Origin of the sequence: Streptomyces sp. NPDC006393, assembly GCF_040628575.1 — a bacterium.
Classification (GTDB): domain Bacteria; phylum Actinomycetota; class Actinomycetes; order Streptomycetales; family Streptomycetaceae; genus Streptomyces.
Window position 1 is genome coordinate 1 of sequence record NZ_JBEXZD010000126.1, and the last position, 22756, is coordinate 22756.

Below are 22756 nucleotides of genomic sequence, written 5' to 3' on the forward strand. Positions count from 1 at the left end.
CCAAGCCCGTAGCCCTGGCCGGTGCCGGCGGGGACCCACCGCTCCATCTCCTCCAACTGCCTGGTGGGCAGCAGCGCTCCGCCCAGCAGCGCCGAGAAGAAGGTGTTCAGGTCGCGGGGGGAGGAGATGAGGGCGCCCGCGCTCTGTGCCCAGGACGCCGTCTGGTCGGTGGCGTCCACCAGGGCGGCCTTCGCGTCGTCCGGGGTGAGGTAGCCGCGTGCGTGTCTGCCGGGGATCCTCGTGTCGGGGTGGACGTAGAAGGTGTCGGCCAGCTTCAGGGGCTTGATGATCCGGTTCTCGTACGCGGTGCGCACCGGGTGGCCGGTCAGCTTCTCGATGAGCAGGCCGGCGACCACGAAGTTGGTGTTGGAGTAGTCGTAGGCGGCCCCGGGCGCGTGGGTGAGCGGGTGCTCCAGCGACTTGGCCACGAGCTCGCGGTAGGTGAAGACCTTGGTGCGCACCGCCTCGAAGCCGGAGACGGTCCGGGCGAACAGGTCGTCGGTGTAGTCGTACAGCCCGCTGCGATGGCTGAGCAGGTGCCGCACCGTGATCCGGTCGTCCGGCAGCAGTCCCGGCAGGTAGTGGTCGACGGACGTGTCCAGGTCGAGCCTGCCCTCGGCCGCCAGTTGCAGCAGCACGACCGCGGAGAAGGTCTTGGTGACGCTGCCGATGCGGAACCGGTCGGCGGTGTCCATCGCCTCTCCGGAGCCCCGGTCGGCGACTCCCTCGACGGCCTTGTGGACCGTGGCGTGGTCGTCCCAGGACGTGCGATGGTCGTCGATCCGCGCCATCGCGCCGGGCGCGCCGTGCGAGAGCGCCGTGCGCAGCAGGCCGCTGAGCGCCGCCAGGTCGGGGGCCGCCGGTGCGGTGGGCGCGGGGGCGTTCGGCCCGGTGTTCGGTCCGGTGTCCGGCCGTCCGCGGTCCACCGCGTGCGCCGGGCCCGCGAGGAGGCCCAGCACCAGCGATCCGAGCACCGCGCCCCTGCACATCGTTCGTGGGCCCATGCGTGTCCTTCCGTCTGTGGCCATGCCTGGTTCGTGCGAGATCGATCACATTTGGCCGCCAGTGCAACCTTCTCGCACCGCGTCACATCTCCACGGACGACACACAGTTGGGCATCCGCCGATCACCGGGTGGGGCGGATGGGCAAGGGATCGTCATGGACCGCGCGGAGTGACTCGTTCGCGCGTGGCATGTCCATGACAAGTTCAGATCCAGAAGTTTTCCGCTCCGGGGCCCGACCAGTCGCGCAAGGACCGGACCCGCGAGGGGACGCCCCGCTTCTCGGCGCGGCGTCCTCTCGTGCGGCTCAGCGCAGCGTGTCCGCCCAGTTCGCCGGGACGCGTCCCGCCGGGCCCGGCACCGGCTGGTCGGCCGGATGGGCCTGCGGGGGAGCGAGTTCGGGCCCGGAGTCGTACAACTCCTGAGTGGCGTAGTTCCAGAACCAGCCCTCGCCCGGCTCATAGCTGCGGATCACCGGATGCCCGGTGGCCCGGTAGTGGGCGGTGGCGTGCTGGGCCGGCGAGTCGTCGCAGCAGCCGATGTGGCCGCAGGCGGCGCAGCGCCGCAGATGGAACCACCAGCCGCCGGCCGCGTCGCACTCCGCACAGCCGCTCCCGCTCGGCAGGGCCTCGGGGTCGATTCCGCTGTCATTGCTCATGCCGGCTCCTCGAGGGTCGGGCTCGGTGATGTGTCGTCGTCGGCGGCGGTCAGCGGCAGCAGCACCTGGAAACGCGTGTCGCCCGGCACCGACTCCACCCGCAGGGTGCCGTGGTGCTTGTTGACCACGATCCGCCAGGAGATGTCCAGCCCCAGCCCGGTGCCCTCACCGACCGGCTTCGTGGTGAAGAAGGGATCGAAGATGCGCCCGCGGATCTCCGGCGGGATGCCGGGCCCGGTGTCCCGGAACTCGACCAGGAGCCGGTCGTCCTCGCGCGCCGTCCGTACCGTCAAGGTGCCCTCACCGCCCGCATCCTTGACGGCGGAGACCGCGTTGTCGATCAGGTTGGTCCACACCTGGTTGAGCTCGGCCGGATAGGCGGGGATCCTCGGCAGCGTACGGTCGTAGCCCTTGACCACCTTGATGTGCGGGCCGATCTTCGCGGACAGCATCAGCAGGGTGCTGTCGAGGAGTTCGTGCACGTCGGCGACCTGGTAGGGGGCGCGGTCCAGCTGGGAGTACTGCTTGGCGGCGTCCACCAGGTGGGAGATGCGGGTGGTGGAGTCCGCGATCTCGTCCATCAGCAGCTCGGTCTCCACCGTGTAGTTGAGCCATCCCACGGCGCCCGGAAGGATCTCCTCGTCGACCGCCACCGCGACCTCCTCCAGCCAGTCGACGTCGAGCCCGGCCTGCACGAAGGTGGGCGCGAGCTGCCAGGCCTGGCCGATGCCGTGGTCCTCCAGCCAGTCGGTGAGAGCGTCCTCCCGGTCGGAGGCCTCCAGGGGGCTGAGCGAGGGCGCCTTGGCGACCCGCTCGGCGGTGCGCTCCTGGATCTCGATGAGATTCGCCAACTGCTCGCGGGAGAAGGGGCCTTCGGTGATCACGGCGAGCTTGTGCCGCATCTTGGCCACCCGCTCCCGCAGCGTCTCCGTGGCCCGCACGGCCGCCGCCGCCGGGTTGTTGAGCTCGTGCGTGAGACCGGCGGACAGCGAGCCGAGCGCCAGCAGCCGCTCGTGCTGCTCGGTCACCGCCTGGCTGCTCTTGGCCCCGAAGAAGAGCCCCTCCAGCAGATGCACCGCCATCGGGAACCACTCCCGCATGACGCTCGCGAACGTGTCCGCGGGCAGCACGAAGAACCGCGTCGGCTCCGTGACGCGCATCGAGTTCTTGTACACCTGGCGCAGCCGATCGCCGACATACGCCTGCGTGGCGCCCGCGTACACTCCCGGCTGCGAGCTCCGGGTGACCTCCACGTCGTCGCCGCCGATCCGGCGGGAGAGCACCACCGTGCCCTCGATCATCACGAAGAAGCAGGTGGCCGGCTCGCCCTCGGCGTAGACCGGGCCGGGCTCGAACCGCTCCACCCGTCCCGCGGCGCACAGCCGGCCGAGCTGCTCCGGCGACAGCTTCTCGAACAGGAACAGCGAACCGATCTCCGTGGGGCTGCACGGCATCGGCCGCCCGCTCATGACTGCTCCAGGTAGCGGTGGACCAGCATCACGGCCATGGCTCCCTCTCCGACGGCGGACGCGACACGCTTGGCTGACTCCGCGCGCGCGTCGCCCGCCACGAACACACCGGGCACGTTGGTCTCCAGGTGGTACGGCGGCCGGTCCAGCTCCCAGCCGGCCGGCGGTCGGCCGTCGGCGGTCAGGTCCGGCCCGGCCAGAATGAACCCGCGCTCGTCGCGCAGCACGGCGTCGCCGAGCCAGTCGGTCAGCGGGGCGGCGCCGATGAACACGAACATCCACTGGGCGTCGACCTGCTGGGTGTCCCCGCTCACCGTGTGCCGCAGCGTCAGCCGCTCCAGATGCTCCGAGCCATGGGCCGCGTCCACGACCGTGTGGCTGCGCACGGAGATGTTAGGCGCCTCGTCGATCTGCTGGATCAGGTAGTACGACATCGAGGCCGCCAGGTCGGGACCGCGCACCAGCAGCGTCACCGACTTCGCGCTCCGGGACAGGTACATCGCGGCCTGCCCCGCCGAGTTGGCGCCGCCGACGATGTACACGTCCTGCCCCTGGCAGGAGGCCGCCTCCGTCAGCGCCGAGCCGTAGAACACCCCGCAGCCGGTGAGATCGGTGCAGCCCTGGGCGTCCAGCTGCCGGTACTGCACCCCGGTCGCCAGGATCACGCTGTGCGCGGCGATCGCCGACCCGTCGGCGAACCGGACGATCCGGGCGGCGCCGTTGACCTCCAGCCCCGTCACCTCACGCGCCGTGAGGATCTCGGCGCCGAACCGGGTGGCCTGGCGCCGCGCCCGGCCGGTGAGCTGCGCACCGGAGACACCGTCGGGGAAACCCAGGTAGTTCTCGATCCGGGAGCTCTGCCCGGCCTGCCCGCCGGTCGCCGACCGCTCCACCAGCACCGTACGCAGCCCCTCCGAGGCCCCGTACACCGCCGCGCCGAGCCCGGCGGGGCCGCCGCCGATCACGGCGAGGTCGTAGAAGTCGGCCGCCGGTGTCGTGGCCAGCCCCACCCGGGCAGCGAGCTCGGGCGCCTCCGGCTCCACCAGCGGCGTGCCGTCCGGGGTGACCACCAGCGGCAGGCGCCGCCCGTCCTGCCCGGCCGCCTTCAGCAGCCGCTGCCCCTCGGGCTCGTCGGAGGAGTACCAGCGGTAGGGCACCTGGTTGCGCGCCAGGAACTCCCTGACCTCCGACGAACGCGCCGACCAGCGGTGCCCGACCACCTTCGTGCTGGGCACGGGCCGGTGGTCGCTGGTGCGCCAGGCCTGGAGCAGGTCGTCCAGGACCGGGTACAGCTTCTCCTCGGGCGGGTCCCACGGCTTGAGCAGGTAGTGGTCCAGGTCGACCACGTTGATCGCGTCGATCGCCGCGTTGGTGTCGGCGTACGCGGTCAGCAGCACCCGACGCGCGCCCGGGTACACGTCCAGGGCCTGTTCCAGGAACTCGATGCCGTTCATCCGCGGCATGCGGTAGTCGGCGAGGATCACCGCGACGAGGTCGCCGCGCAGCTTCAGCTCGCGCAGCGCGTCGAGCGCGGACTCGCCGGACTCCGCGCGCACGATCCGGTACGACTCGCCGTAGCGCCGCCTGAGGTCACGGGCGACGGCACGGGAGACCCCCGGATCGTCGTCCACGGTCATGATGACGGTCCGCGCGGCCTCCGCGGCCTGTGCCATGTGTCTCCCACCCCGAGCGGTCGGATCGGCGGCACGGTGTGGCTCCGGATGCGTCACCGCGCCGACTCCCGCCCATCGTATGTTCGATCGTCCCGCTTCGCTCGGGTATGAGGGAGACGGCGGGAGACCGCAGCCGGTCCGCCGCGGGATGGTGTGCGCGCGGTGGGGAAGACTGGGGCTCACGGACTGGCACCGACTCAGGAGGGCGGACGGCATGACGCGGCCGATCACGGCAGGGGTGGACGGTTCGGAGGAGAGCCTCGCCGCGCTGGCGTGGGCGGGCCGGGAGGCCCAGCGGCGCCGGCTGCCGCTGCGGGTGGTGCACGCCTGGCGTTTCGAGGTGCACGACGCCTTCGACCTGGGGGACCGGGACGCGCAGCAGCAGTTGGTGCGCGACGCCGCGGCCGAGGCGCTCCGCGACATCACCGAGCGCCACCCGGACCTGACCGTGACCACGGACGTCGTGGAGGACGGTGCCGCCCGGGCGCTGGCCGCCGCCGCGGCGGACGCCGAGATGCTCGTGCTCGGCTCCCGCGGGCGCGGCGCCCTGATCGGCTTCCTCCTCGGCTCCGTGGGCCGGCAGGTGATCGCCGACGCCGTACGGCCCGTCGTCCTGGTGCGCGCCGGGGACGAACCCGCCGCCGAGGCCGCCGGACGGGAGGTCGTGGTCGGCCAGCACGGCACCCCCGAGGACAGCGCCGAGGCCCTGCGCTTCGCCTTCGAGACGGCCGGCGCGCGGGGCGCCACCGTCCGCGCGGTACGCGCCTGGACCCTGCCGCCGGTGTTCGGCTACAGCCCCGGCTCGCTCAAGCTGCTCGACGAGGCCGGCGGCCTGGAGCCGTACGAGGCGAAGGGGCTGGCCGACGCGCTGCGGCCGTGGCGGGAGCGCTTCCCGGGCGTCCCCGTCGTCGAGCAGGTGGAGATGGGCAGCGCGGGGCAGGTGCTGCTGTCCGCGGCCGGACGCGCCCAGCTGGTGGTCGTGGGCCGCCGCGCACGCCGGACCGCGGTCGGCGCGCGGATCGGCTCCGTCGCGCACGGGGTGCTGCACCACGCCGGCTGCCCGGTGGCGGTCGTCCCGCCCGCCTGAGCCCTCACTCGGACGACGTCGGCTCCAGCGTCGCGCGCGCCTTCGGCAGGATGCTCCGGACGTAGTCGGCCACGGCCGTGTCCAGGCCGATGTCGTGCTGGGCCCGCTCGGACAGGTACCAGCGGTGCTCCAGCAGCTGGTGGTACAGCTCGGCCGGGTCCATGCCGGCGCGCAGCTCGCGCGGCACCGCCCGCACGGTGGGCCGGAACACCTCCCGCACCCAGCGGTGCGCCAGTACCTCCGGGCGGGCCGCCAGGGGGTCGCCCGGGGCGTAGTCGTCCTGGGTGGCCATCCAGCTCTCCAGGTCGGTCAGCAGCCGCCGCGCCTGGTTCTCCTCGGTGTCCAGGCCGGTCAGCCGCAGCAGCTGCCGCTGGTGGTGGCCGGCGTCGACGACCTTGGGCACGAAGGTGACCGTGGAGCCGTTGGAGGCGTGCTCGATCTGCATCTCGGCGACGTCGAAACCGAGGTCGTTGAGCCGTCGTATCCGGCGCTCGATGTAGTGGTACTTGCCCGCCGGGTAGACCGAGGTGCGGGTCAGCTCCTCCCACAGCCCGCGGTAGCGGTCGCAGATCTCGGTGCCGAACTCGACCGGGTCCACCGAGGGGTGCAGCGCCCCGGAGGCCTCCAGGTCGAGCAGCTCGCCGCTGATGTTCACCCGGGCGAGATCCAGGTCGTACTCGCGCTGCCCGGTGCTCAGCCGCGGGTGCAGCTCGCCGGTCTCGGCGTCGACGAGATAGGCGGCGTAGGCGCCCGCGTCGCGCCGGAAGAGCGTGTTGGACAACGAGCAGTCGCCCCAGGCGAAACCGGCCAGGTGCAGCCGCACCAGCAGCACGGCCAGGGCGTCCATCAGCCGGTGCATGGTGGCCGGGCGCAGCGTCGTCTCGAACATCGACCGGTACGGCATCGACCCGCCCAGGTGCCGGGTGACCAGCACCGGCTCCAGCGGGGCGCCCGCCCGGTCGGTGCGGCCGGTGACGACGGCGAGCGGGTCCACCGCGGGGATGGCCAGCCGGTCCAGGTCGCGCAGCAGCTCGTACTCGCGCAGCGCGGGCCGTTCGGCCAGCTCCTTGACGGCGATCACCTCGTCGCCGGCCCGGGCATAACGCACCACGTGCCGGGAGATGCCGCGCGGCAGCGGCACGAGGTACTCCTCGGGCCACTCCTCGAGCGGTGTGTCCCACGGCAGTTCGAGCAGGAGCGCGGGATGCTCCGGGTTGGTGGCGCTGATCTGCAAGGCCATGGCGGAGAGCTTAGAGCGCGTGTTCCCGTGCCCGCCGCGCGGCCTGTCCGACCGGGCCCCGGTGCACGGGCCCGTGGCCGGGCAGCAGCACGTCCGCCGGGAGGCCCTCGAGGATCTCCAGCGAGGCCAGTGCCCGGGCGCGTTCGTGGTGGAACATGTCGGGCAGCAGCTGCGGGCCCCGGATCCGGGAGGTGGGGTGGCCGCTCACCAGGGCGTCGCCGGAGATCACCACCCCCGCGTCCGGCAGGTGGAAGGAGACGTGGCCGCGGGTGTGGCCCGGCGTGTGCACGGGCACGGGCCGCCCCGGCAGATCCAGCGGGCCCACCGCCGGGAACGGCTCCGGCGTGACCACCGGCAGATGCGCCGTGCCGCCGACGCGCAGCGAGTGCACCGCCCACGGCAGCACGCCCGGCCGCCAGCCGTTGCGCAGCACCGTGCCGACGGTCACCTGGTGCAGGAAGTCCCGCCGGGCGTGCGGCACTTCGTCCTCGTGCAGCTGGACGGGGGTGCCGTAGGTGGCACGCAGGTACTCGGCGGAGCCCAGGTGGTCGTTGTGGGCGTGGGTGATCAGCACGGCGGCCACGGCGTGCGGTGAACCGCCCACGGCGGCCAGCGAGTCGAGCAGCTGCCGCCGGTCGCCGGGGTAGCCGGTGTCGATCAGCGTGACCGCGTCACCCTCGGTCAGGATCACCCAGTTGGTGTTGCTGCCGTGCACCAGATAGGTGCCGTCGGCGACCTGCCGCACGTCCGCCCGCATCGATCTCCCCGACATCCTCGGTTGCTGCCCGACGGGGACAGCAAACCAGACCGGACCGGGGACTCGGCGCGCAGGGGAGTGCCGGGCGTCAGCCGGCGGTGGCGAGGAACTGGGTGGCGGCCAGTTCCGCGTACAGGGGATCGGCGGTGACGAGCTCTCGGTGGGTGCCCACCGCGCGTACGGTGCCGGCGTCCATGACCACGATCCGGTCGGCCATGGTGACGGTGGACAGCCGGTGGGCGACGACGAGCACGGTGGTGGCGCGGGCGACGTCGGCGACGGTGTCGCGCAGGGCCGCCTCGTTGACGGCGTCCAGCTGGGAGGTGGCCTCGTCGAGCAGGAGCAGCCGGGGGCGGCGCAGCAGGGCCCGGGCGATGGCGACGCGCTGGCGTTCACCGCCGGAGAGCTTGGTGCCGCGGTGGCCGACCAGGGTGTCCAGGCCCCGGGGAAGGCGGGCGACGAGGTCGTCGAGGCGGGTGGTCTCGAGCACGCGACGCAGGTCGTCGCCGTCGGCGTCGGGGTTGCCCAGCAGCAGGTTGTCGCGCAGCGTGCCGGACAGGACCGGCGCGTCCTGCTCGACGTAGCCGATGGCGGCCCGCAGGGCGGGTATCTCCCAGTCCGCGAGGTCGCGGCCGTCGAGGACGACACGGCCGCCGGTCGGGTCGTAGAACCGTTCGACGAGGGAGAACACGGTGGTCTTGCCCGCGCCGGAGGGGCCGACGAAGGCGGTCATGCCCCGGGCGGGGACGGTGAAGGACACGCCGTGGTGGACGGGAGGCAGGTCGTCGGCATAGCGGAAGTGCACGTCCTCGAAGCGCAGGCTCGCCGGCTCGGCACCCGGCACGGGCAGCGGGGCGGGCCGTGCCTCCGGCTCGGCGGGCAGTTCCTGTGCCTGCTGGATGCGGGCGATGGCGGCGGCGCCGGTCTGGTACTGGGTGACGGCGCCGATCACCTGCTGCACGGGGGACATCAGGTAGAAGACGTACATCAGGAAGGCGACCAGGGTGCCGACGTCGATGGCGCCGGTGGCCACCCGGGCGCCGCCGACCGCGAGCACCGTCAGGAACGCGATCTGCATCGACAGCCCCGCCATGTTGCCGGCCAGCGCCGACCACTTGGCGGAGCGCACGCTCTGCCGCCACGACTCCCGCGCCGCGGCGTGCACGGCCCGCTCCTCGCGTCGTTCGGCGCCGGACGCCTTGATCGTGCGCAGGCTGCCCAGGACCCGCTCCAGGGCCGCGCCCATCGCCCCGACCGATTCCTGGGCCGCCCGGCCGGCCTTGCTGATCCGCGGCATGACCACACCGATCACGGCCCCCGCGACGGCGATGACGCCGACGGTGACCCCCAGCAGCACCGGGTCCACGACACCCATCAGCATCAGCGTGGCGACCAGGGTGAACCCGCCGGTGCCCAGGCCCACCAGGGTGTCGGTGGTGACCTCGCGCAGCAGGGTGGTGTCGGAGGTGACCCGCGCCATCAGATCGCCGGGCTCACTGCGGTCGACGGAGGCCACGCGCAGCCGCAGCAGATACGAGGTGAGCCTCTCGCGGGCGGTGAGCACCACCGACTCGGCGGTGCGCCGCAGCAGGTACGAACCTCCCGCGCCGATCCCGGCGTTGGCGAGGACCAGGCCCGTCATCGCCAGCAGCGGCGTGGCGATCGGCCGGTCGTGCGCGAGCCGGTCGATGAGCTCCCGCGCGACCAGCGGCAGGGCGAGTCCGGTGGCGCCGGTGGCGAGCGCGAGGAGCGCGCCGGCCAGCAACTCCCAGCGGTACGGGCGTACATAGCCGAGCAGCAGCCGCCACGCGGACGGTCGCGTGGCCGCGGCCGCCGGGTCCGACACGGGCTGGTCGTCCTGCCGTGGGTCCATGGCTCCTTACCCATCGGGTCTCGTACGAGGTTGGTGACGGCACGGTAGTGCCCGGGCCGTGCGGACAGGAGAAGCGGGCGCGGATCAGGCGCCGACGGTCACCCGGGAGCGGCGCGAGGCGAGGACGACGTACGCCGCCGCGGCCGTGAAGACGCCGAGGGAGGTCCAGTCGTTGAGCCGCAGCCCCAGGAAGTGGTGGGCGTCGTCGACGCGGAGATACTCGATCCAGAAGCGCCCGGCGGTGTACGCGGCGGCGTACAGGGCGAAGGCGCGGCCGTGGTCGAGGCGGTGGCGGCGCTCCGCCCACACGACGAGGGCCGCGACGCCCAGGCACCACAGCGACTCGTACAGGAACGTCGGATGGTAGGTGGCGTGGCCCGGGACGTATCCGTCGTGGCCGGGGGCGATCCTCAGGCCCCAGGGCAGGGTCGTGGGCCGTCCGAAGAGCTCCTGGTTGAACCAGTTGCCCCAGCGGCCGATGGCCTGCCCGAGCGCGATGCCGGGGGCAACGGCGTCGGCGTAGGCGGGCAGCGGGATGCCGCGGCGGCGGCAGCCGATCCAGGCGCCCAGCGCACCGCCGGCGATGGCTCCCCAGATGCCGATGCCGCCGTCCCAGACGTACAGCGCCTTGACCGGGTCGCCACCGGGGCCGAAGTACGGGCCACTGGTGGTGATCACGTGGTACAGCCGGGCGCCGACGATGCCGAAGGGCACCGCCCACAGCGCGACGTCGGCGACCGCGCCGCGCTCTCCTCCGCGTGCCGCCCACCGTCTGCTGCCCCACCACACGGCGGCGAGGACACCGAGCAGCACCATCAGTGAGTAGCCGCGCAGCGGGAGGGGGCCGAGGTGGACGGCGCTGTGGGAAGGGCTGGGCAGAAAGGCCAGTTGCAAGGGAATCACGTATTTCGTCCGGCTTGTTCTCGGCGGTCGGCGGTCGGCGGTCGGCGGTCGGCGGTCTGCGGCTTGCGGTCCGCGGTCCGCGGTCGGGACAGGGAGGAGACGGGAGGGGTACGGCGGCCTCAGGCGTCGCGGCGGACGAACAGCACCGCCGCGATCGCGGTCAGTACCGTCACGTATCCGGCGAAGACGGCGGTGGCCGGGCCGGGGGCGAGCATGCCGGCGTGCGGGGTGAACATGCCCGCGTTGGCGTGCGCGGGCAGCGCCCGGACCAGGTCCGACCAGCTGTCGGGCAGCAGCGAGGCCAGCGCGGACAGGACGAACCACACGGCCACCACGCCGCCGATCGCGCCCGCGGTGTGGCGGATGATCAGTCCGGAGGCCAGGCCGAAGAGCGCCGCGCCCGCCGTGGCCAGCGCGGCCATCGCCAGGCCCCGCAACGCGTCCGGCGCGGTCAGGGCGACGTGGATGCCGCGCCCGGCGAGGACGGGCCGGCCGATGAGGAAGGCCGCGACCGCCTGAACGGCACCGGCCGCCAGGGTGACGGCGGCCAGGCAGGTGACCTTGGCGGCCAGGACCCTGCCGCGGGACGGTACGGCGGCCAGCGTGGCACGCATCGTGCCGGTGGAGTACTCGGCGGTGGCCACCAGCACGCCGAGGATGATGACCGCGAGGACGCCCAGGTTCTGGCCCTCGAACCACCAGCCCTCGTAGGCGGCGGTCTCGGCGGCCCGGGCGGCCGGGCCGTGGTAGTCCTGGGACCGCAGCGGCAGGACCGCCGTCCCGACGCCGACGGTGAGCGCGGAGGCGACGAGCAGCGTCCACATGCTGGAGCGCACGGTGCGGAACTTGGTCCACTCCGCCCGCACGGCCCGGCGGAAGTCGCCGCGCGGCGCGGGGGCCGCGAGGTGGGTCACGGCGGTCATCGGCTGCTCCCGGTGTGCGCGCCGGCGGCGGTGGTGGTGGCGGTACGGGTCAGCGCCAGGAAGGCGTCCTCCAGCGAGTCGTGTCCGGCGCGCATCCGCGCCGGGGTGGTGTCGGCGAGCAGCCGGCCGCGGCCGATGACGACGAGCCGGTCGGCGAGGCGTTCCATCTCGGCCATCAGATGGCTGGAGACCAGCACCGTGCGGCCCTCGTCGGCCAGGGTGCGCAGCAGCCCGCGGATGAACACCATGCCCTCGGGATCCAGTCCGTTCATGGGTTCGTCGAGCATCACCACCGGCGGGTCGCCCAGCAGCGCGGCGGCCACGCCGAGCCGCTGGCCCATGCCCAGGGAGTAGCCGCCCACCCGCCGGTCGGCCGCATCGGCCAGGCCCACCCGTTCCAGCACCTCGCCGACCCGCCGCCCGGCGATGCCCTGGGTCTGGGCCAGCCACTCCAGGTGGTGGCGGGCGGTGCGCCCGGGGTGCACGCTGCGGGCCTCCAGCAGTGCGCCGAGGTGGCGCAGCGGGTGGCGGTAGGAGCGGTAGGGCCGGCCGTCCACCAGGGCACGGCCGGCGTCCGGCCGGTCCAGGCCGAGGACGATCCGCATGGTGGTGGACTTGCCGGCACCGTTGGGGCCGAGAAACCCGGTGATCTTCCCGGGCTCGGCGGTGAAGGTGAGCGCGTCGACCGCGAGGGCCGTCCGGTAGCGCTTGGTCAGGTCGATGACTTCGATCACCGGTCGATCCTCACCGGCCGGCCACGGCCGGCGGATCCACCGCGCGGTGGGTCTCGGGGCACCGTCCGGTGGAGGCGCCGCACACCGGTCGGCTCATCGCGGGCGCCCGCGACCTGCCCGTACGCTGGGCGCCATGGCTCAGCAACAGACGTGGGAGCGGTGGAAGGCCGACTGGCAGCACGTCTTCTTCACCGCTGCCCTGTCCCTGACCACCCTCGGCGCGGTCACCAGCGGCGGCGGCTCCGGCAGCCCCGTCGCGCTGCGGCTGGCCGGGCCGGCGGTGCTGGCCGCCTGGTACGTCTACTGGTTCGTGCCCCGTCAGCGGCACACCGGTCCGGCCCAGCTGCCCTACCTGCTGGGCGCCTCGACGCTGTGGGCGGGCATGGCGGCGTTCGACGCGGCGCTGCTGCCGGTCGGCGCCGCGGCGCTGGCGCCCTACTGTCTGCGGCACACCCGCTGGGCCGTGGCCGGGTCCGCCGGTGTCGGCGTCCTGTGGCTGTGGCAGCGGCTGGCCGGCGAGGGCGGTCTGAACTGGACCGCGGTGCTCGGCTGCGCGCTCGGCATGCTGACCGCCATCGCCGTCGTCGCCTACATCGCCGTACTCGACCACGAAGGCCGCAAGCGGCAGCACCTCTACGAGGAGCTGGCCGCCGCCCAGGCCGAGCGGGAGGCCGCCGAACGGCAGGCCGGCATCCTCGCCGAGCGGCAGCGGCTGTCCCGCGAGATCCACGACACCCTCACCCAGGGCTTCGCCAGCATCGCCCTCCAGCTGGACGCCGCCCTCGCCGACCTGCCCGGGCAGACCCCGGCCGCCCGCCGGGTCGGCCAGGCCATGCGCACCGCCCGCGAGAACCTGGACGAGAGCCGCAGGCTGATCGAGGCGCTGCGCCCGCTGCCGCTGGAGGAGGCACGCCTGTCCGACGCCGTCCGCCGGCTCACCGCCCGTCTGCGCGAGGAGACGGCCCTCGCCGCCGAGACGGTGGTCACCGGAGAGCCCACGCGCCTCGACCCGGCGGCGGAGACCGAGCTGCTGCGGGTGGTGCAGGAGGCGCTGACCAACGTACGACGGCACGCGGACGCCGGCGAGGTCACCGTGACCCTTTCCTATCTGGACGGACTGGTGCTGATCGACGTGGCCGACGACGGCGCCGGCTTCGACACCCGGGACACCATACGCGGCCTCGGACTGAGGACCATGCGGGAGCGGGCGCAGGGCCTGGGCGGCACGCTCACCGTCGAGTCGGCGCCGGGCGAGGGCACGACCGTCGCCGTCAGCATCCCGGTCCCGGCCCGCCCGCCGGCCGAGCAGGACCCGTGCCGGGCCGGCGCCCCGGCGGCACTGTGATGGGCGCCCCGATCCGGGTCCTGATCGCCGACGATCACCCGCTGGTGCGCGACGGCATCACGGCCGTCCTCGCGACACAGCCCGACCTCGATGTCGCGGGTACCGCGGGCACCGGCGAGGAGGCGGTGCGACAGGTCGCCGAACTCCGGCCCGACGTGGTGCTGATGGACCTTCAGATGCCCGGCGCCGGCGGCATCGCCGCCACAGCGGAGATCACCGCCGCCCACCCCGGGGTGCCGGTCCTCGTCCTGACCACCTATGACACCGACGCCGACATCACCGCGGCCATCGACGCCGGCGCCTCCGGCTATCTGCTCAAACAGGCCGGCCGTGAGGAGCTGTGCGCCGCCATCCGCACCGCCACGCAGGGCGGCTCGGCGCTGTCCCCGCAGGTCGCCGCCAAGGTGCTGGCCCGGATGCGCGGACAGACGAGCCCCGACGGAGGCGGCCTGTCCGCGCGCGAGATGGAAGTGCTCACCGCCCTCGCCCGCGGCCGCGGCAACAAGCAGATCGCCAAGGCCCTGCACCTGTCCGAGGCCACCGTCAAGACGCACCTGCTGCACATCTACGCCAAGCTCGGCGTAGCCGACCGCACCGCGGCGGTGACCACCGCCCTGGAACGCGGCATCATCCGCATCGGCTGAACCGCCGGACGCCGGCGGCCGGACCGGCCGCTCAGCGCACCCCCGCCGGGCGGAACTGGATGCTGATGCGGGGTTCCGTGGCCCGGGTGCTCTTGGGCACGCAGTGCTCCCAGGTGCGCTGGCAGGAGCCGCCCATGACGATCAGGTCGCCGTGGCCGAGCGGGCGCCGGATGGTGGGGCCGCCGCTTCCGGCGGGACGCAGCAGGAGGTCCCGGGGCGCGCCCACGGAGAGGATCGCGACCATCGTGTCCTCACGGGCGCCGCGCCCGATCCGGTCGCCGTGCCAGGCCACGCTGTCCCGGCCGTCGCGGTAGTAGCACAGCCCGGCCGTGGTGAACGGCTCGCCCAGCTCATGGCCGTAGTGCGCGGACAGCGCGTCGCGGGCCTCGGTGAGCACCGGATGGGGGAGCGGGTCGTCCGCGCCGTAGAAGGCGAGCAGGCGGGGTACGGCCACGACGTTGTCGTACATGGTGCGACGCTCCGCACGCCAGGGAACCTCGGCCGCCAGCCGTTCGAAGAGGTCGTCTGCGCCCTCGAGCCACCCGGGCAGCAGGTCGATCCAGGCGCCGCGGCCGAGCCCGGTGCGGCGCAGTGCGTCCAGCGTGCCGAGCCGGAGCTCGTCGGCCTGGTCGAAGAGGGAGCCCTGGAGGTGGTGCCCGGTCATGGCACCAGCGTACAACCTAATCGAAAGTCTGTTCCTATCGGCTGGTTCCGAAGACGGCGGTCGACCCCTGTTTGATACAGCGGTGTATCGGATACATTCGCGTATCGAAAACAGGTCGGACACCCGGACACGTTGGACCGGAGAAAGGGATCGGACGCCATGGACGCGGACGTCATCGTCGTCGGAGCCGGCCTCGCGGGGCTGGTCGCCGCGCACGAGCTGACCAGCAGGGGCCGCAGGGTCGCCCTCGTCGACCAGGAGAACGCCGCCAACCTCGGCGGCCAGGCGTACTGGTCCTTCGGCGGGCTGTTCCTCGTCGACTCCCCCGAGCAGCGGCGCCTCGGCGTCAAGGACTCCTTCGAACTGGCCTGGAACGACTGGCAGGGCAGCGCACAGTTCGACCGGCTCGACGACGAGGACTCCTGGGCGGTGCGCTGGGCGCGCGCCTACGTCGAGTTCGCGGCGGGGGAGAAGCGGTCCTGGCTCGCCGGGCACGGCATCGGCCTGCTGCCCACGGTGGGCTGGGCCGAGCGCGGTGACCTGAGGGCCGACGGCCACGGCAACTCCGTACCCCGCTTCCACATCGCCTGGGGCACCGGCACGGGCGTCGTCGAGCCGTTCGCCGACCACGCCCGGCAGGCCGCCCGCGACGGCCTGCTCACCTTCCACCACCGGCACCGGGTGGACGAACTCGTCGTCGAGGGCGGCGCGGCGCGCGGAGTGCGCGGCACGGTGCTCGCCGAGGACGACTCGCCACGTGGCGTCGCCTCCAACCGGGACGCCGTGGGCGCGTTCGAACTCACCGCGCAGGCCGTGATCGTCACATCGGGCGGCATCGGCGCCAACCACGACATCGTCCGCCGCTACTGGCCCGAGCGGCTCGGCACGCCCCCGGCCGCCATGGCCACCGGCGTCCCGGCATACGTCGACGGCCGGATGCTCGACATCAGCGCGGCGGCCGGCGCCCGGCTGGTCAACCGCGACCGCATGTGGCACTACACCGAGGGCGTGCGGAACTGGAACCCGATCTGGCCCGGGCACGGCATCCGCATCCTGCCCGGACCGTCCTCGATCTGGCTCGACGCCCTCGGCCGCCGCCTGCCCGACCCGTGCCTGCCCGGCTACGACACCCTGAGCACCCTCAGGCACCTGCGCACCACCGAGGACATCGCCGGCCACGACCACTCCTGGTTCGTGCTGACCCGGAAGATCGTCGAGAAGGAGTTCGCCCTGTCGGGCTCCGAGCAGAACCCCGACATCACCGCCAAGGACCGCAGGGCCGTGCTGCGCGACCGGCTGCTCGGCAAGGGCGCGCCCGGACCCGTGCAGGACTTCCTGCGGCACGGCGCGGACTTCGTGATCGCCGACACCCTCGACCAACTCGTCGAGAAGATGAACAAACTGACCGACCAGCCGCTCCTGGACGCCACCGAGGTCCGACGCCAGGTGGAGGCCCGCGACCTCCAGATGGCCAACCCGTACAGCAAGGACGCCCAGATCCAGGGCATCCGCAACGCCCGCCGCTACATCGGCGACCGCCTCGGCCGGGTCGCCGTCCCGCACCGCGTCCTGGACCCGGCGGCGGGTCCGCTCATCGGCGTCAAGCTGCACATCCTGACCCGCAAGACCCTCGGCGGCATCCAGACCGACCTCGACTCCCGCGCCCTCGACGCGAACGGACGGCCCGTCGACGGCCTGTACGCCGCCGGCGAGGTCGCCGGATTCGGCGGCGGCGGCGTCCACGGCTACAACGCCCTGGAGGGCACGTTCCTCGGCGGCTGCCTGTTCTCCGGACGCGCGGCGGGACGCGCGGCGGCCGACCAGACGGCCTGAGCGACGGGGCCGGCGGCCGGGCAGGCGGCGGGAGCGGCGCGTCCTCGGGCGCCGGCACCGGGAACCTGACGAGTTCCTCACAAGTGTCGGCCATGGTCGACACATGATCACTCGCAGTCCCCGTGTCACCCTGGCCGCCGTGTGCCTGCTGCTCACCGGATGCGGCGGCGGTGCGGTGGCGGTGTCCGACACCCCGTCCGGCACCGCCACCGCACCGGCCGCTGCCCCCGCACCCCGCCCGGAGATCACGGTCGAGGCGGCCCCGCAGCGGATACCCGGCCTGGGTCCCCGGACCCTGGCGGCGATACCCTCCCGCTCGCGGCAGGTCGTCGTCGTGACCGGACGCGGCCGCGACTCCCCGGACTCCACCGTCGTGCTGTACCGGCGCGACGGCACCGGCTGGCGGGCCGGGGAGAGCTGGCCCGCGCACAACGCCCTCAAGGGCTGGACCGACCACCACCTCACCGGCGACCTGCGCACGCCCGTCGGCGTCTACACCCTCAGCGACGCCGGCGGCCTGAAACGCGACCCCGGGACCCGGCTTCCGTACCACCACTCCGCAGGGTTCACCTCACCCGGCACCGGGTTCGAAGGGGAGTCGCTGGCGGGGTCGTTCGACTATGTCGTCGCCATCGACTACAACCGCCGGCCCGGCACCTCGCCGCTCGACTGGACCCGCCCGCTCGGCGCGAGCCGTGGCGGCGGCATCTGGCTGCACGTCGACCACGGCGGCCCCACCCACGGCTGCGTCGGCCTCGCCGAGCGGCACATGAAGGAACTGCTGCTGACCCTCGACCCGGCCCGGCACCCCGTCGTCGTCATGGGCGACGCGTCGTTCTTGGCCCGCTGACTTCTTAGGCCCTGCCGTCACATTCCCGCCTGCCCGGCGGCGTCTGGCACGCACTCCCCCACTGCCTTCACGGCGTGGGGGGACCCCCAGCGGCGTTGCCGAAACGCCCACGTGGCTCCGCCACGAGAGCGCTCCGGCGCCTTGCGATCGCACGCACCAGACGCTGCCGGGCCCGCCCTCCGGGTGGACGACGGGAATGTGACGGCAGGGCCTAGGATCCGCCACGTGTGCGCACATGTGCTGGTCGCCGAGGACGACGAGATGCAGGCCGAACTCATACGCCGCTCCCTGCTGGCGGAGGGCCACACCGCGACCGTGGTCCACGACGGCCGGGCCGCCCTGGACGCGGCCCGGCTGCACCGCCCCGACCTGGTGGTCCTGGACCTGATGCTGCCGGTGATCGACGGCTTCGGCGTGTGCCGGGTACTGCGCCGGGACGACGACGTCCCGGTGCTGATGCTCACCGCCCGTTCCACCGAGGACGACGTGCTGCTCGGCCTCGAACTCGGCGCGGACGACTACATGACCAAGCCGTACAGCCCGCGCGAGCTGATGGCCCGGATCCGCACCGTCCTGCGCCGCAGCGGGCGGGACGGCGACCGGCGCGCGGATCCCGCCGTACGGGCCGGGGACATCGCCGTCGACCCGGTGCGGCACGAAGTCCGGTGCGAGGGGCGGCCGGTGGAGTGCACCCCGGCCGAGTTCGAGATCCTGCTCGCGATGGCCGGCGAACCCGAACGGGTCTTCACCCGGCGCCAGCTGCTCCAGTGCACGCGGGGCCTGGACCGGGCCTCCACCGAACGGGCCGTCGACGTGCACATCATGAACCTGCGCAAGAAGCTGGAGGCCGACCCGCGCCGCCCGGCCCGCCTGCTCACCGTCTTCGGCGTCGGCTACAAACTGACCGGGAGCAGGGCATGAGCGCGCACCACGCGCCGGGCGGGGGCAGGGCATGAGCGGCGGCATACCGCTGCGCAAGCGCCTGCTGGTCCGGCTGCTGATCGCCTCCGTCCTCATCGCCCTGTGCTCCGTGGCGGCGACGGCCTGGCTGGCGGTGGAGACCACCACCCGCGCCCTGCGGGAGGAGCAGGGCCAGGACCTCGCCGACGACATGGCCATCCTCGCCCGGCTGAGCGGCTACGCCGCCACGCACCCCGACTGGAAGGGCGTCGAGCCCACCGTACGGGCGCTCGCCACGCGGACCGGTCGCCGGATCGCCCTGACCACCACCGACCGCACCCCCGTCGCCGACTCCGCACCGCACGGCAGCCCGCTGCCACCGAGCGCCGCCGCCACCGTCGACCCCCTGCACACCGACACCTACACCCAGCGCGGCGCACAGCTCGGCGGCATCGACCCACGGGCCGTCGGCCCCTTCCTGCTGCCGGCCTCCGAACGGGCCGGGCTGGACCTGCTGGCCGGGGAGCGGCGGAAGTGCTTCCAGCGCCACGGCGTCGACGCCACCGTCCGGCGCACACCGAGCGGACGCCCGGTCGTCACCGACACCGACGCGACGGACGGTCCCGCTACCACGCCGACCGAATGCGCGGACGGGCGGCTCAACGCGCCCACCCGCACCGAGCGGAAGGCCCTCGACGCGCTCGCGCGGCAGGCCCGCACCTGCCTCGGCCACGCGGGCCTGGACCCGGACCTCCCGCTGTTCGGGTTCTTCGACCCCACCGACAAGAGCCTGGGCAGCCGTTTCATCGTGGCCAAGTACGCCAGGTCGGGGGACCCCGCGGCGGCGAAGAAGGCGCAGGACTGCGCCGACAGCAGCCGCCGCGCGCAACTGGACCCCTACGTCGCCCCGGTCGCCGAGCTGTTCCTCGGCGGCGGGGACCGCACCGAGCCCCGCTTCGTGATGTCCCCGGCCAACAAGGCCAAGATCGTCGGCGCGGCCGGCCTGGTGCTCGCCGTCACCGTCGCCGTGACGGCCGTGGTCGCCACCCGGCTCGTACGGCCCCTGCGGGCCCTGACCGAGGCGGCCCGGCAGCCACCCGAACGCCACGTCCGGGTCCCGGTGACCACCCGGGACGAGACGGGCCTGCTCGCCGTGGCGTTCAACGCGCTGACCGAGCGCCGCGAGCGGCTGGAGGCCCAGCGCAAGGCGATGGTCAGCGACATCGCCCACGAACTGCGCAGCCCGCTCACCAACATCCGCGGCTGGCTGGAGGTCGCCCGGGACGGCCTCGTCGACCCCGACCCCGCCCTGCTGGCGTCCCTGCACGACGAGGCGCTGGTGCTCCAGCGGATCATCGACGACCTTCAGGACCTGGCCGCCGCCGACGCCGGCACCCTGCGCCTGCACCGTGAACCGCTGCGCGCCCGCGACCTGCTCGACCAGGTCGGCGCGGCCCACCGCGTGGCCGCCGACACCGCGGGTGTGGCCCTGCGCACCCGGGCCGACGGCGAGCCCTGGCTGGACGCCGACCCTGTACGCATGCGCCAGGCGCTCGGCAACCTGGTCTCCAACGCCCTGCGCCACACACCCGCCGACGGCACGGTCACCGTGGCCGCGCGCCTCGACGGCGACGAGGTCGTCCTCGACGTCACCGACACCGGGTGCGGCATCGACCCGGCGGACCTGCCGCACGTCTTCGACCGGTTCTGGCGCGCGGAGAAGTCCCGCAGCCGCCGCACCGGCGGCAGCGGCCTCGGCCTGGCCATCGTCCGCCACCTGGCCGCCGCCCACGGCGGCACGGTCGCGGCGGTCAGCGAACCGGGGAGCGGAAGCGTCTTCAGCCTCCGCCTGCCCGCCGCTCCGCCACCGCCGGAGAGCCGAGTGACCTCCCCGCGCGGCCGAAGCGAGTGATTCCGGACCCGTGCCGCGCTGATTCCCCCGGTCCGGGCGCGGGTACCCCGAGCGCCTGAGGCGAGAGGGAGATCACGGCATGAGCGCATCGGACGAGCTGCGGGTCGAGCACTCGCTTGCCGCCCTGGCCGGCCTCGTCGAGCGGGACCGGGGCCTGTACGTCCGCTGGTCGCGCGGTCCCGGCACCGACCTGGGCGCCACCTCCAGCACCGACGCCCTCACCGGCGTACCCATGCCGGGACTGTCGGCCAATCCGCTCGACCTGGAGGAGTGGTGGCAGGACCGGTCCGTGGAGCTGTGGGTGGCGCGCCGGCTGTACGACTACGCGCATCTGCCGCACGACAAGGGTCCCGGGGTCCGTCCCTGGGTCCTCAGGGGCCGGGAGACGGGCCGGGGCCCCGACAACGAGCCGCTGGTGGTCGACGTGGAGCCCCTGTGCTGGATCGCCTCCGGCGTCATCGAGGAGGCGCGGGCCGCGGTGAAGCGGCAGGAGGCGGAGTGGGGGACCATGCGCCGCTCCGGAGACTGACCGGCACGCACCCGGCGGTCACCTCGAGCGGCGACGGGCCGTGGCGCGCCGCCGCTTCAGCCCGCGGCGTTCGCTCTCGGTGGTGCCGCCCCACACGCCGATGGTCTGGTCCGTGTTCAGCGCCCACTCCAGACACCGCTCCTGGACGGGACAGCGTCGGCACACCGCCTTGGCCTGCTCGATCTGCGCCAGCGCCGGGCCGGTGGTGCCGATCGGGAAGAAGAGGTCGGGGTCCTGCCCGCGGCATGCGGCGTGGTCTCGCCAGTGGTCCATGAGAAGTCACCTGCGATCGGAAGTCGTCCGTGCTCCGTGCCTTGAACATGTGCCTGTACATATACCTGTCCGGCATCGGGTCACCTGCCGCCGCGTGGGTGAAACGGCCTCGCACAGCCGGTCCTGCGATAGTGAACCCCGGACAGGAAGATGTAACGACCAACCAGGGACCCCGTGGACACCAGCGACACCACTGACACCACTGACACCTCGGACCACTCCGGCGGCGGCACGGCGGCGCCGCAGCCGGAGGACGCGAGAGCCGAGGACGACCTCACGACCCGGGCGGCGGAGAGCGGCGACGGCCCGGAGCCCGCCGCCGCGACCGTCCGGCGCGGCTGGCGCCGCTGGGCCATGGACACCCGCCCCCTGCGGCGGCCCGCCTACCGCCGCCTGTGGTCGTCGACCATCGTCACGGCGGTCGGCAGCCAGCTCACCGCCGTCGCCGTGCCCAAGCAGATCTACGACATCACGGGCTCCTCGGCATGGGTCGGCTACGCCAGCCTCGCCGGACTGGTGCCCATGGTCGTGTTCGCGCTGTGGGGCGGGGCGGTCGCCGACACCGTGGACCGCCGCAAGCTGCTGCTGGTCACCAACAGCGGCATCGCCGTCACCTCGCTGCTGTTCTGGCTGCAGGCGGTGACCCGGCTGCAGTCGGTCGCGGTGCTGATGGTGCTGCTCGCCGTGCAGCAGGCCTTCTTCGGCCTGAACTCCCCGGCCCGCAACGCCTCCATCGCCCGGCTGGTCCCCGAGGAGGAACTCCCGGCGGCCAACGCCCTGGGGTCGACCGTCATGCAGACCGGCCTGGTGGCCGGGCCGCTGCTGGCCGGCGCGCTGATCCCCGTCATCGGGCTGCCCGAGCTCTACCTCATCGATGCCGTGGCCCTGTGTGTCACCGTGTGGGCGGTGGTGCGGCTGCCGTCGCTGCCACCGCTGACCGGCTCCGCCGCCCGCCGCGCCGGGGTACGCGAGATCGCCGCCGGGTTCCGCTACATATCCGGCCACAAGGTGCTGCTGCTGTCCTTCCTCGCCGACATCATCGCCATGGTCTTCGGCATGCCCCGCGCCCTGTTCCCGCAGCTGGCCGCCGAGACCTACGCCCCCTACGGCGAGGGCCGCGCACTGGGTCTGCTGTTCGCGGCCATCCCCATCGGCGCGATGATCGGAGGCCTGTTCTCCGGCACCTTCTCCAGGGCCCGCCGGCACGGCTGGATGGTCGTCGGCGCGGTCACGGCCTGGGGCGCGGCCGTCGCCGGGTTCGGCCTGAGCCGCAACCTCTGGCTCGCCGTGACGTTCCTGGCCGCGGCCGGTGTCGCCGACATGGTCTCCATGGTGTTCCGGGGCGCGATCCTGCTGTCCGCCGCCACCGACGAGATGCGCGGCCGGATGCAGGGCGTCTTCACGGTCGTGGTGGCGGGCGGCCCGCGCCTGGCCGACGTGCTGCACGGCACGGCCGGCTCGGCCTTCGGCCCGCGCGCCGCCGTCGC

General features: G+C 73.5%; 20 protein-coding genes and 1 pseudogene. 9 read left to right on the forward strand and 12 right to left on the reverse strand.

The window, feature by feature from the left end; translation table 11 throughout:
- The 4 genes from ABZ484_RS33430 to ABZ484_RS33445 all read right to left on the reverse strand — a co-directional run.
- The coding region (locus ABZ484_RS33430; RefSeq protein WP_358869721.1) for a serine hydrolase domain-containing protein at positions 1 to 989 on the reverse strand (989 nt) is incomplete at its 3' end.
- A 320-nt stretch (positions 990 to 1309) separates the two neighbouring features.
- Positions 1310 to 1660, reverse strand: coding sequence for a UBP-type zinc finger domain-containing protein (locus tag ABZ484_RS33435; RefSeq protein ID WP_358869702.1), 351 nt, complete (start codon positions 1658 to 1660; stop codon positions 1310 to 1312).
- Positions 1657 to 3129, reverse strand: a complete 1473-nt coding sequence (locus tag ABZ484_RS33440) for an ATP-binding protein (RefSeq protein WP_358869703.1) — start codon at positions 3127 to 3129, stop codon at positions 1657 to 1659. Before ABZ484_RS33440 ends, ABZ484_RS33435 begins: the two co-directional genes overlap by 4 nt.
- Positions 3126 to 4802, reverse strand: a complete 1677-nt coding sequence (locus tag ABZ484_RS33445; RefSeq protein WP_358869704.1) for an FAD-dependent oxidoreductase — start codon at positions 4800 to 4802, stop codon at positions 3126 to 3128. The genes ABZ484_RS33440 and ABZ484_RS33445 overlap by 4 nt, the downstream gene beginning before the upstream one ends.
- A gap of 214 nt (positions 4803 to 5016) precedes the next feature.
- On the opposite strand from ABZ484_RS33445, the gene ABZ484_RS33450 reads away from it, so the two are divergent.
- The gene (locus ABZ484_RS33450) at positions 5017 to 5889 is read left to right on the forward strand and encodes a universal stress protein (RefSeq protein WP_358869705.1); all 873 of its coding nucleotides are present in this window, start codon (positions 5017 to 5019) and stop codon (positions 5887 to 5889) included.
- 4 nt (positions 5890 to 5893) lie between these two features.
- On the opposite strand, the gene ABZ484_RS33455 is transcribed toward ABZ484_RS33450, so the two are convergent.
- The 6 genes and pseudogenes from ABZ484_RS33455 to ABZ484_RS33480 all read right to left on the reverse strand — a co-directional run bounded on the left by ABZ484_RS33455 (position 5894) and on the right by ABZ484_RS33480 (position 12319).
- Positions 5894 to 7129 (reverse strand): DUF4032 domain-containing protein, encoded by a 1236-nt coding sequence (locus ABZ484_RS33455; RefSeq protein ID WP_358869706.1) that lies wholly within the window; start codon positions 7127 to 7129, stop codon positions 5894 to 5896.
- A 10-nt stretch (positions 7130 to 7139) separates the two neighbouring features.
- Complete coding sequence (locus ABZ484_RS33460) at positions 7140 to 7886, reverse strand: MBL fold metallo-hydrolase (RefSeq protein ID WP_358869707.1); 747 nt, start codon at positions 7884 to 7886, stop codon at positions 7140 to 7142.
- 88 nt (positions 7887 to 7974) lie between these two features.
- Positions 7975 to 9759: an ABC transporter ATP-binding protein gene (locus tag ABZ484_RS33465; RefSeq protein WP_358869708.1), complete on the reverse strand. Its 1785-nt coding sequence runs from the start codon at positions 9757 to 9759 to the stop codon at positions 7975 to 7977.
- A 111-nt stretch (positions 9760 to 9870) separates the two neighbouring features.
- Positions 9871 to 10653: pseudogene (gene lgt / locus ABZ484_RS33470) on the reverse strand (prolipoprotein diacylglyceryl transferase); the annotation flags it as partial.
- Positions 10654 to 10781: 128 nt separating this feature from the next.
- Positions 10782 to 11585: an ABC transporter permease gene (locus tag ABZ484_RS33475; RefSeq protein WP_358869709.1), complete on the reverse strand. Its 804-nt coding sequence runs from the start codon at positions 11583 to 11585 to the stop codon at positions 10782 to 10784.
- On the reverse strand, positions 11582 to 12319 hold the full coding sequence (locus ABZ484_RS33480; RefSeq protein WP_358869710.1) for an ATP-binding cassette domain-containing protein: 738 nt from the start codon (positions 12317 to 12319) through the stop codon (positions 11582 to 11584). The genes ABZ484_RS33475 and ABZ484_RS33480 overlap by 4 nt, the downstream gene beginning before the upstream one ends.
- A gap of 133 nt (positions 12320 to 12452) precedes the next feature.
- Here ABZ484_RS33480 and ABZ484_RS33485 point away from each other — a divergent pair, with 133 nt between their 5' ends.
- Positions 12453 to 13664 (forward strand): sensor histidine kinase, encoded by a 1212-nt coding sequence (locus ABZ484_RS33485; protein ID WP_358869711.1) that lies wholly within the window; start codon positions 12453 to 12455, stop codon positions 13662 to 13664.
- Complete coding sequence (locus tag ABZ484_RS33490) at positions 13664 to 14308, forward strand: response regulator transcription factor (protein ID WP_358869712.1); 645 nt, start codon at positions 13664 to 13666, stop codon at positions 14306 to 14308. The genes ABZ484_RS33485 and ABZ484_RS33490 overlap by 1 nt, the downstream gene beginning before the upstream one ends.
- A 31-nt stretch (positions 14309 to 14339) precedes the next feature.
- Here the strand turns inward: ABZ484_RS33490 and ABZ484_RS33495 are convergent, their stop codons facing one another.
- Positions 14340 to 14972, reverse strand: a complete 633-nt coding sequence (locus tag ABZ484_RS33495) for an alpha-ketoglutarate-dependent dioxygenase AlkB (RefSeq protein ID WP_358869713.1) — start codon at positions 14970 to 14972, stop codon at positions 14340 to 14342.
- A 159-nt stretch (positions 14973 to 15131) separates the two neighbouring features.
- Here ABZ484_RS33495 and ABZ484_RS33500 point away from each other — a divergent pair, with 159 nt between their 5' ends.
- From ABZ484_RS33500 to ABZ484_RS33520, 5 genes are all read left to right on the forward strand, one after another.
- The gene (locus ABZ484_RS33500) at positions 15132 to 16805 is read left to right on the forward strand and encodes an FAD-binding dehydrogenase (RefSeq protein ID WP_358869714.1); all 1674 of its coding nucleotides are present in this window, start codon (positions 15132 to 15134) and stop codon (positions 16803 to 16805) included.
- Between the two features lie 103 nt (positions 16806 to 16908).
- A complete protein-coding gene (locus tag ABZ484_RS33505) occupies positions 16909 to 17655 on the forward strand; it encodes a L,D-transpeptidase family protein (protein ID WP_358869715.1) in 747 nt (248 codons plus the stop codon).
- A gap of 225 nt (positions 17656 to 17880) precedes the next feature.
- On the forward strand, positions 17881 to 18576 hold the full coding sequence (locus tag ABZ484_RS33510; RefSeq protein WP_358869716.1) for a response regulator transcription factor: 696 nt from the start codon (positions 17881 to 17883) through the stop codon (positions 18574 to 18576).
- 31 nt (positions 18577 to 18607) lie between these two features.
- Positions 18608 to 20467: a HAMP domain-containing sensor histidine kinase gene (locus ABZ484_RS33515; protein ID WP_358869717.1), complete on the forward strand. Its 1860-nt coding sequence runs from the start codon at positions 18608 to 18610 to the stop codon at positions 20465 to 20467.
- Positions 20468 to 20546: 79 nt separating this feature from the next.
- Complete coding sequence (locus ABZ484_RS33520; RefSeq protein WP_358869718.1) at positions 20547 to 20996, forward strand: DUF6098 family protein; 450 nt, start codon at positions 20547 to 20549, stop codon at positions 20994 to 20996.
- An 18-nt stretch (positions 20997 to 21014) separates the two neighbouring features.
- Here the strand turns inward: ABZ484_RS33520 and ABZ484_RS33525 are convergent, their stop codons facing one another.
- On the reverse strand, positions 21015 to 21269 hold the full coding sequence (locus tag ABZ484_RS33525) for a WhiB family transcriptional regulator (protein ID WP_358869719.1): 255 nt from the start codon (positions 21267 to 21269) through the stop codon (positions 21015 to 21017).
- 174 nt (positions 21270 to 21443) lie between these two features.
- On the opposite strand from ABZ484_RS33525, the gene ABZ484_RS33530 reads away from it, so the two are divergent.
- A partial coding sequence (locus ABZ484_RS33530) for an MFS transporter (protein WP_358869720.1) occupies positions 21444 to 22756 on the forward strand: 1313 nt, incomplete at its 3' end.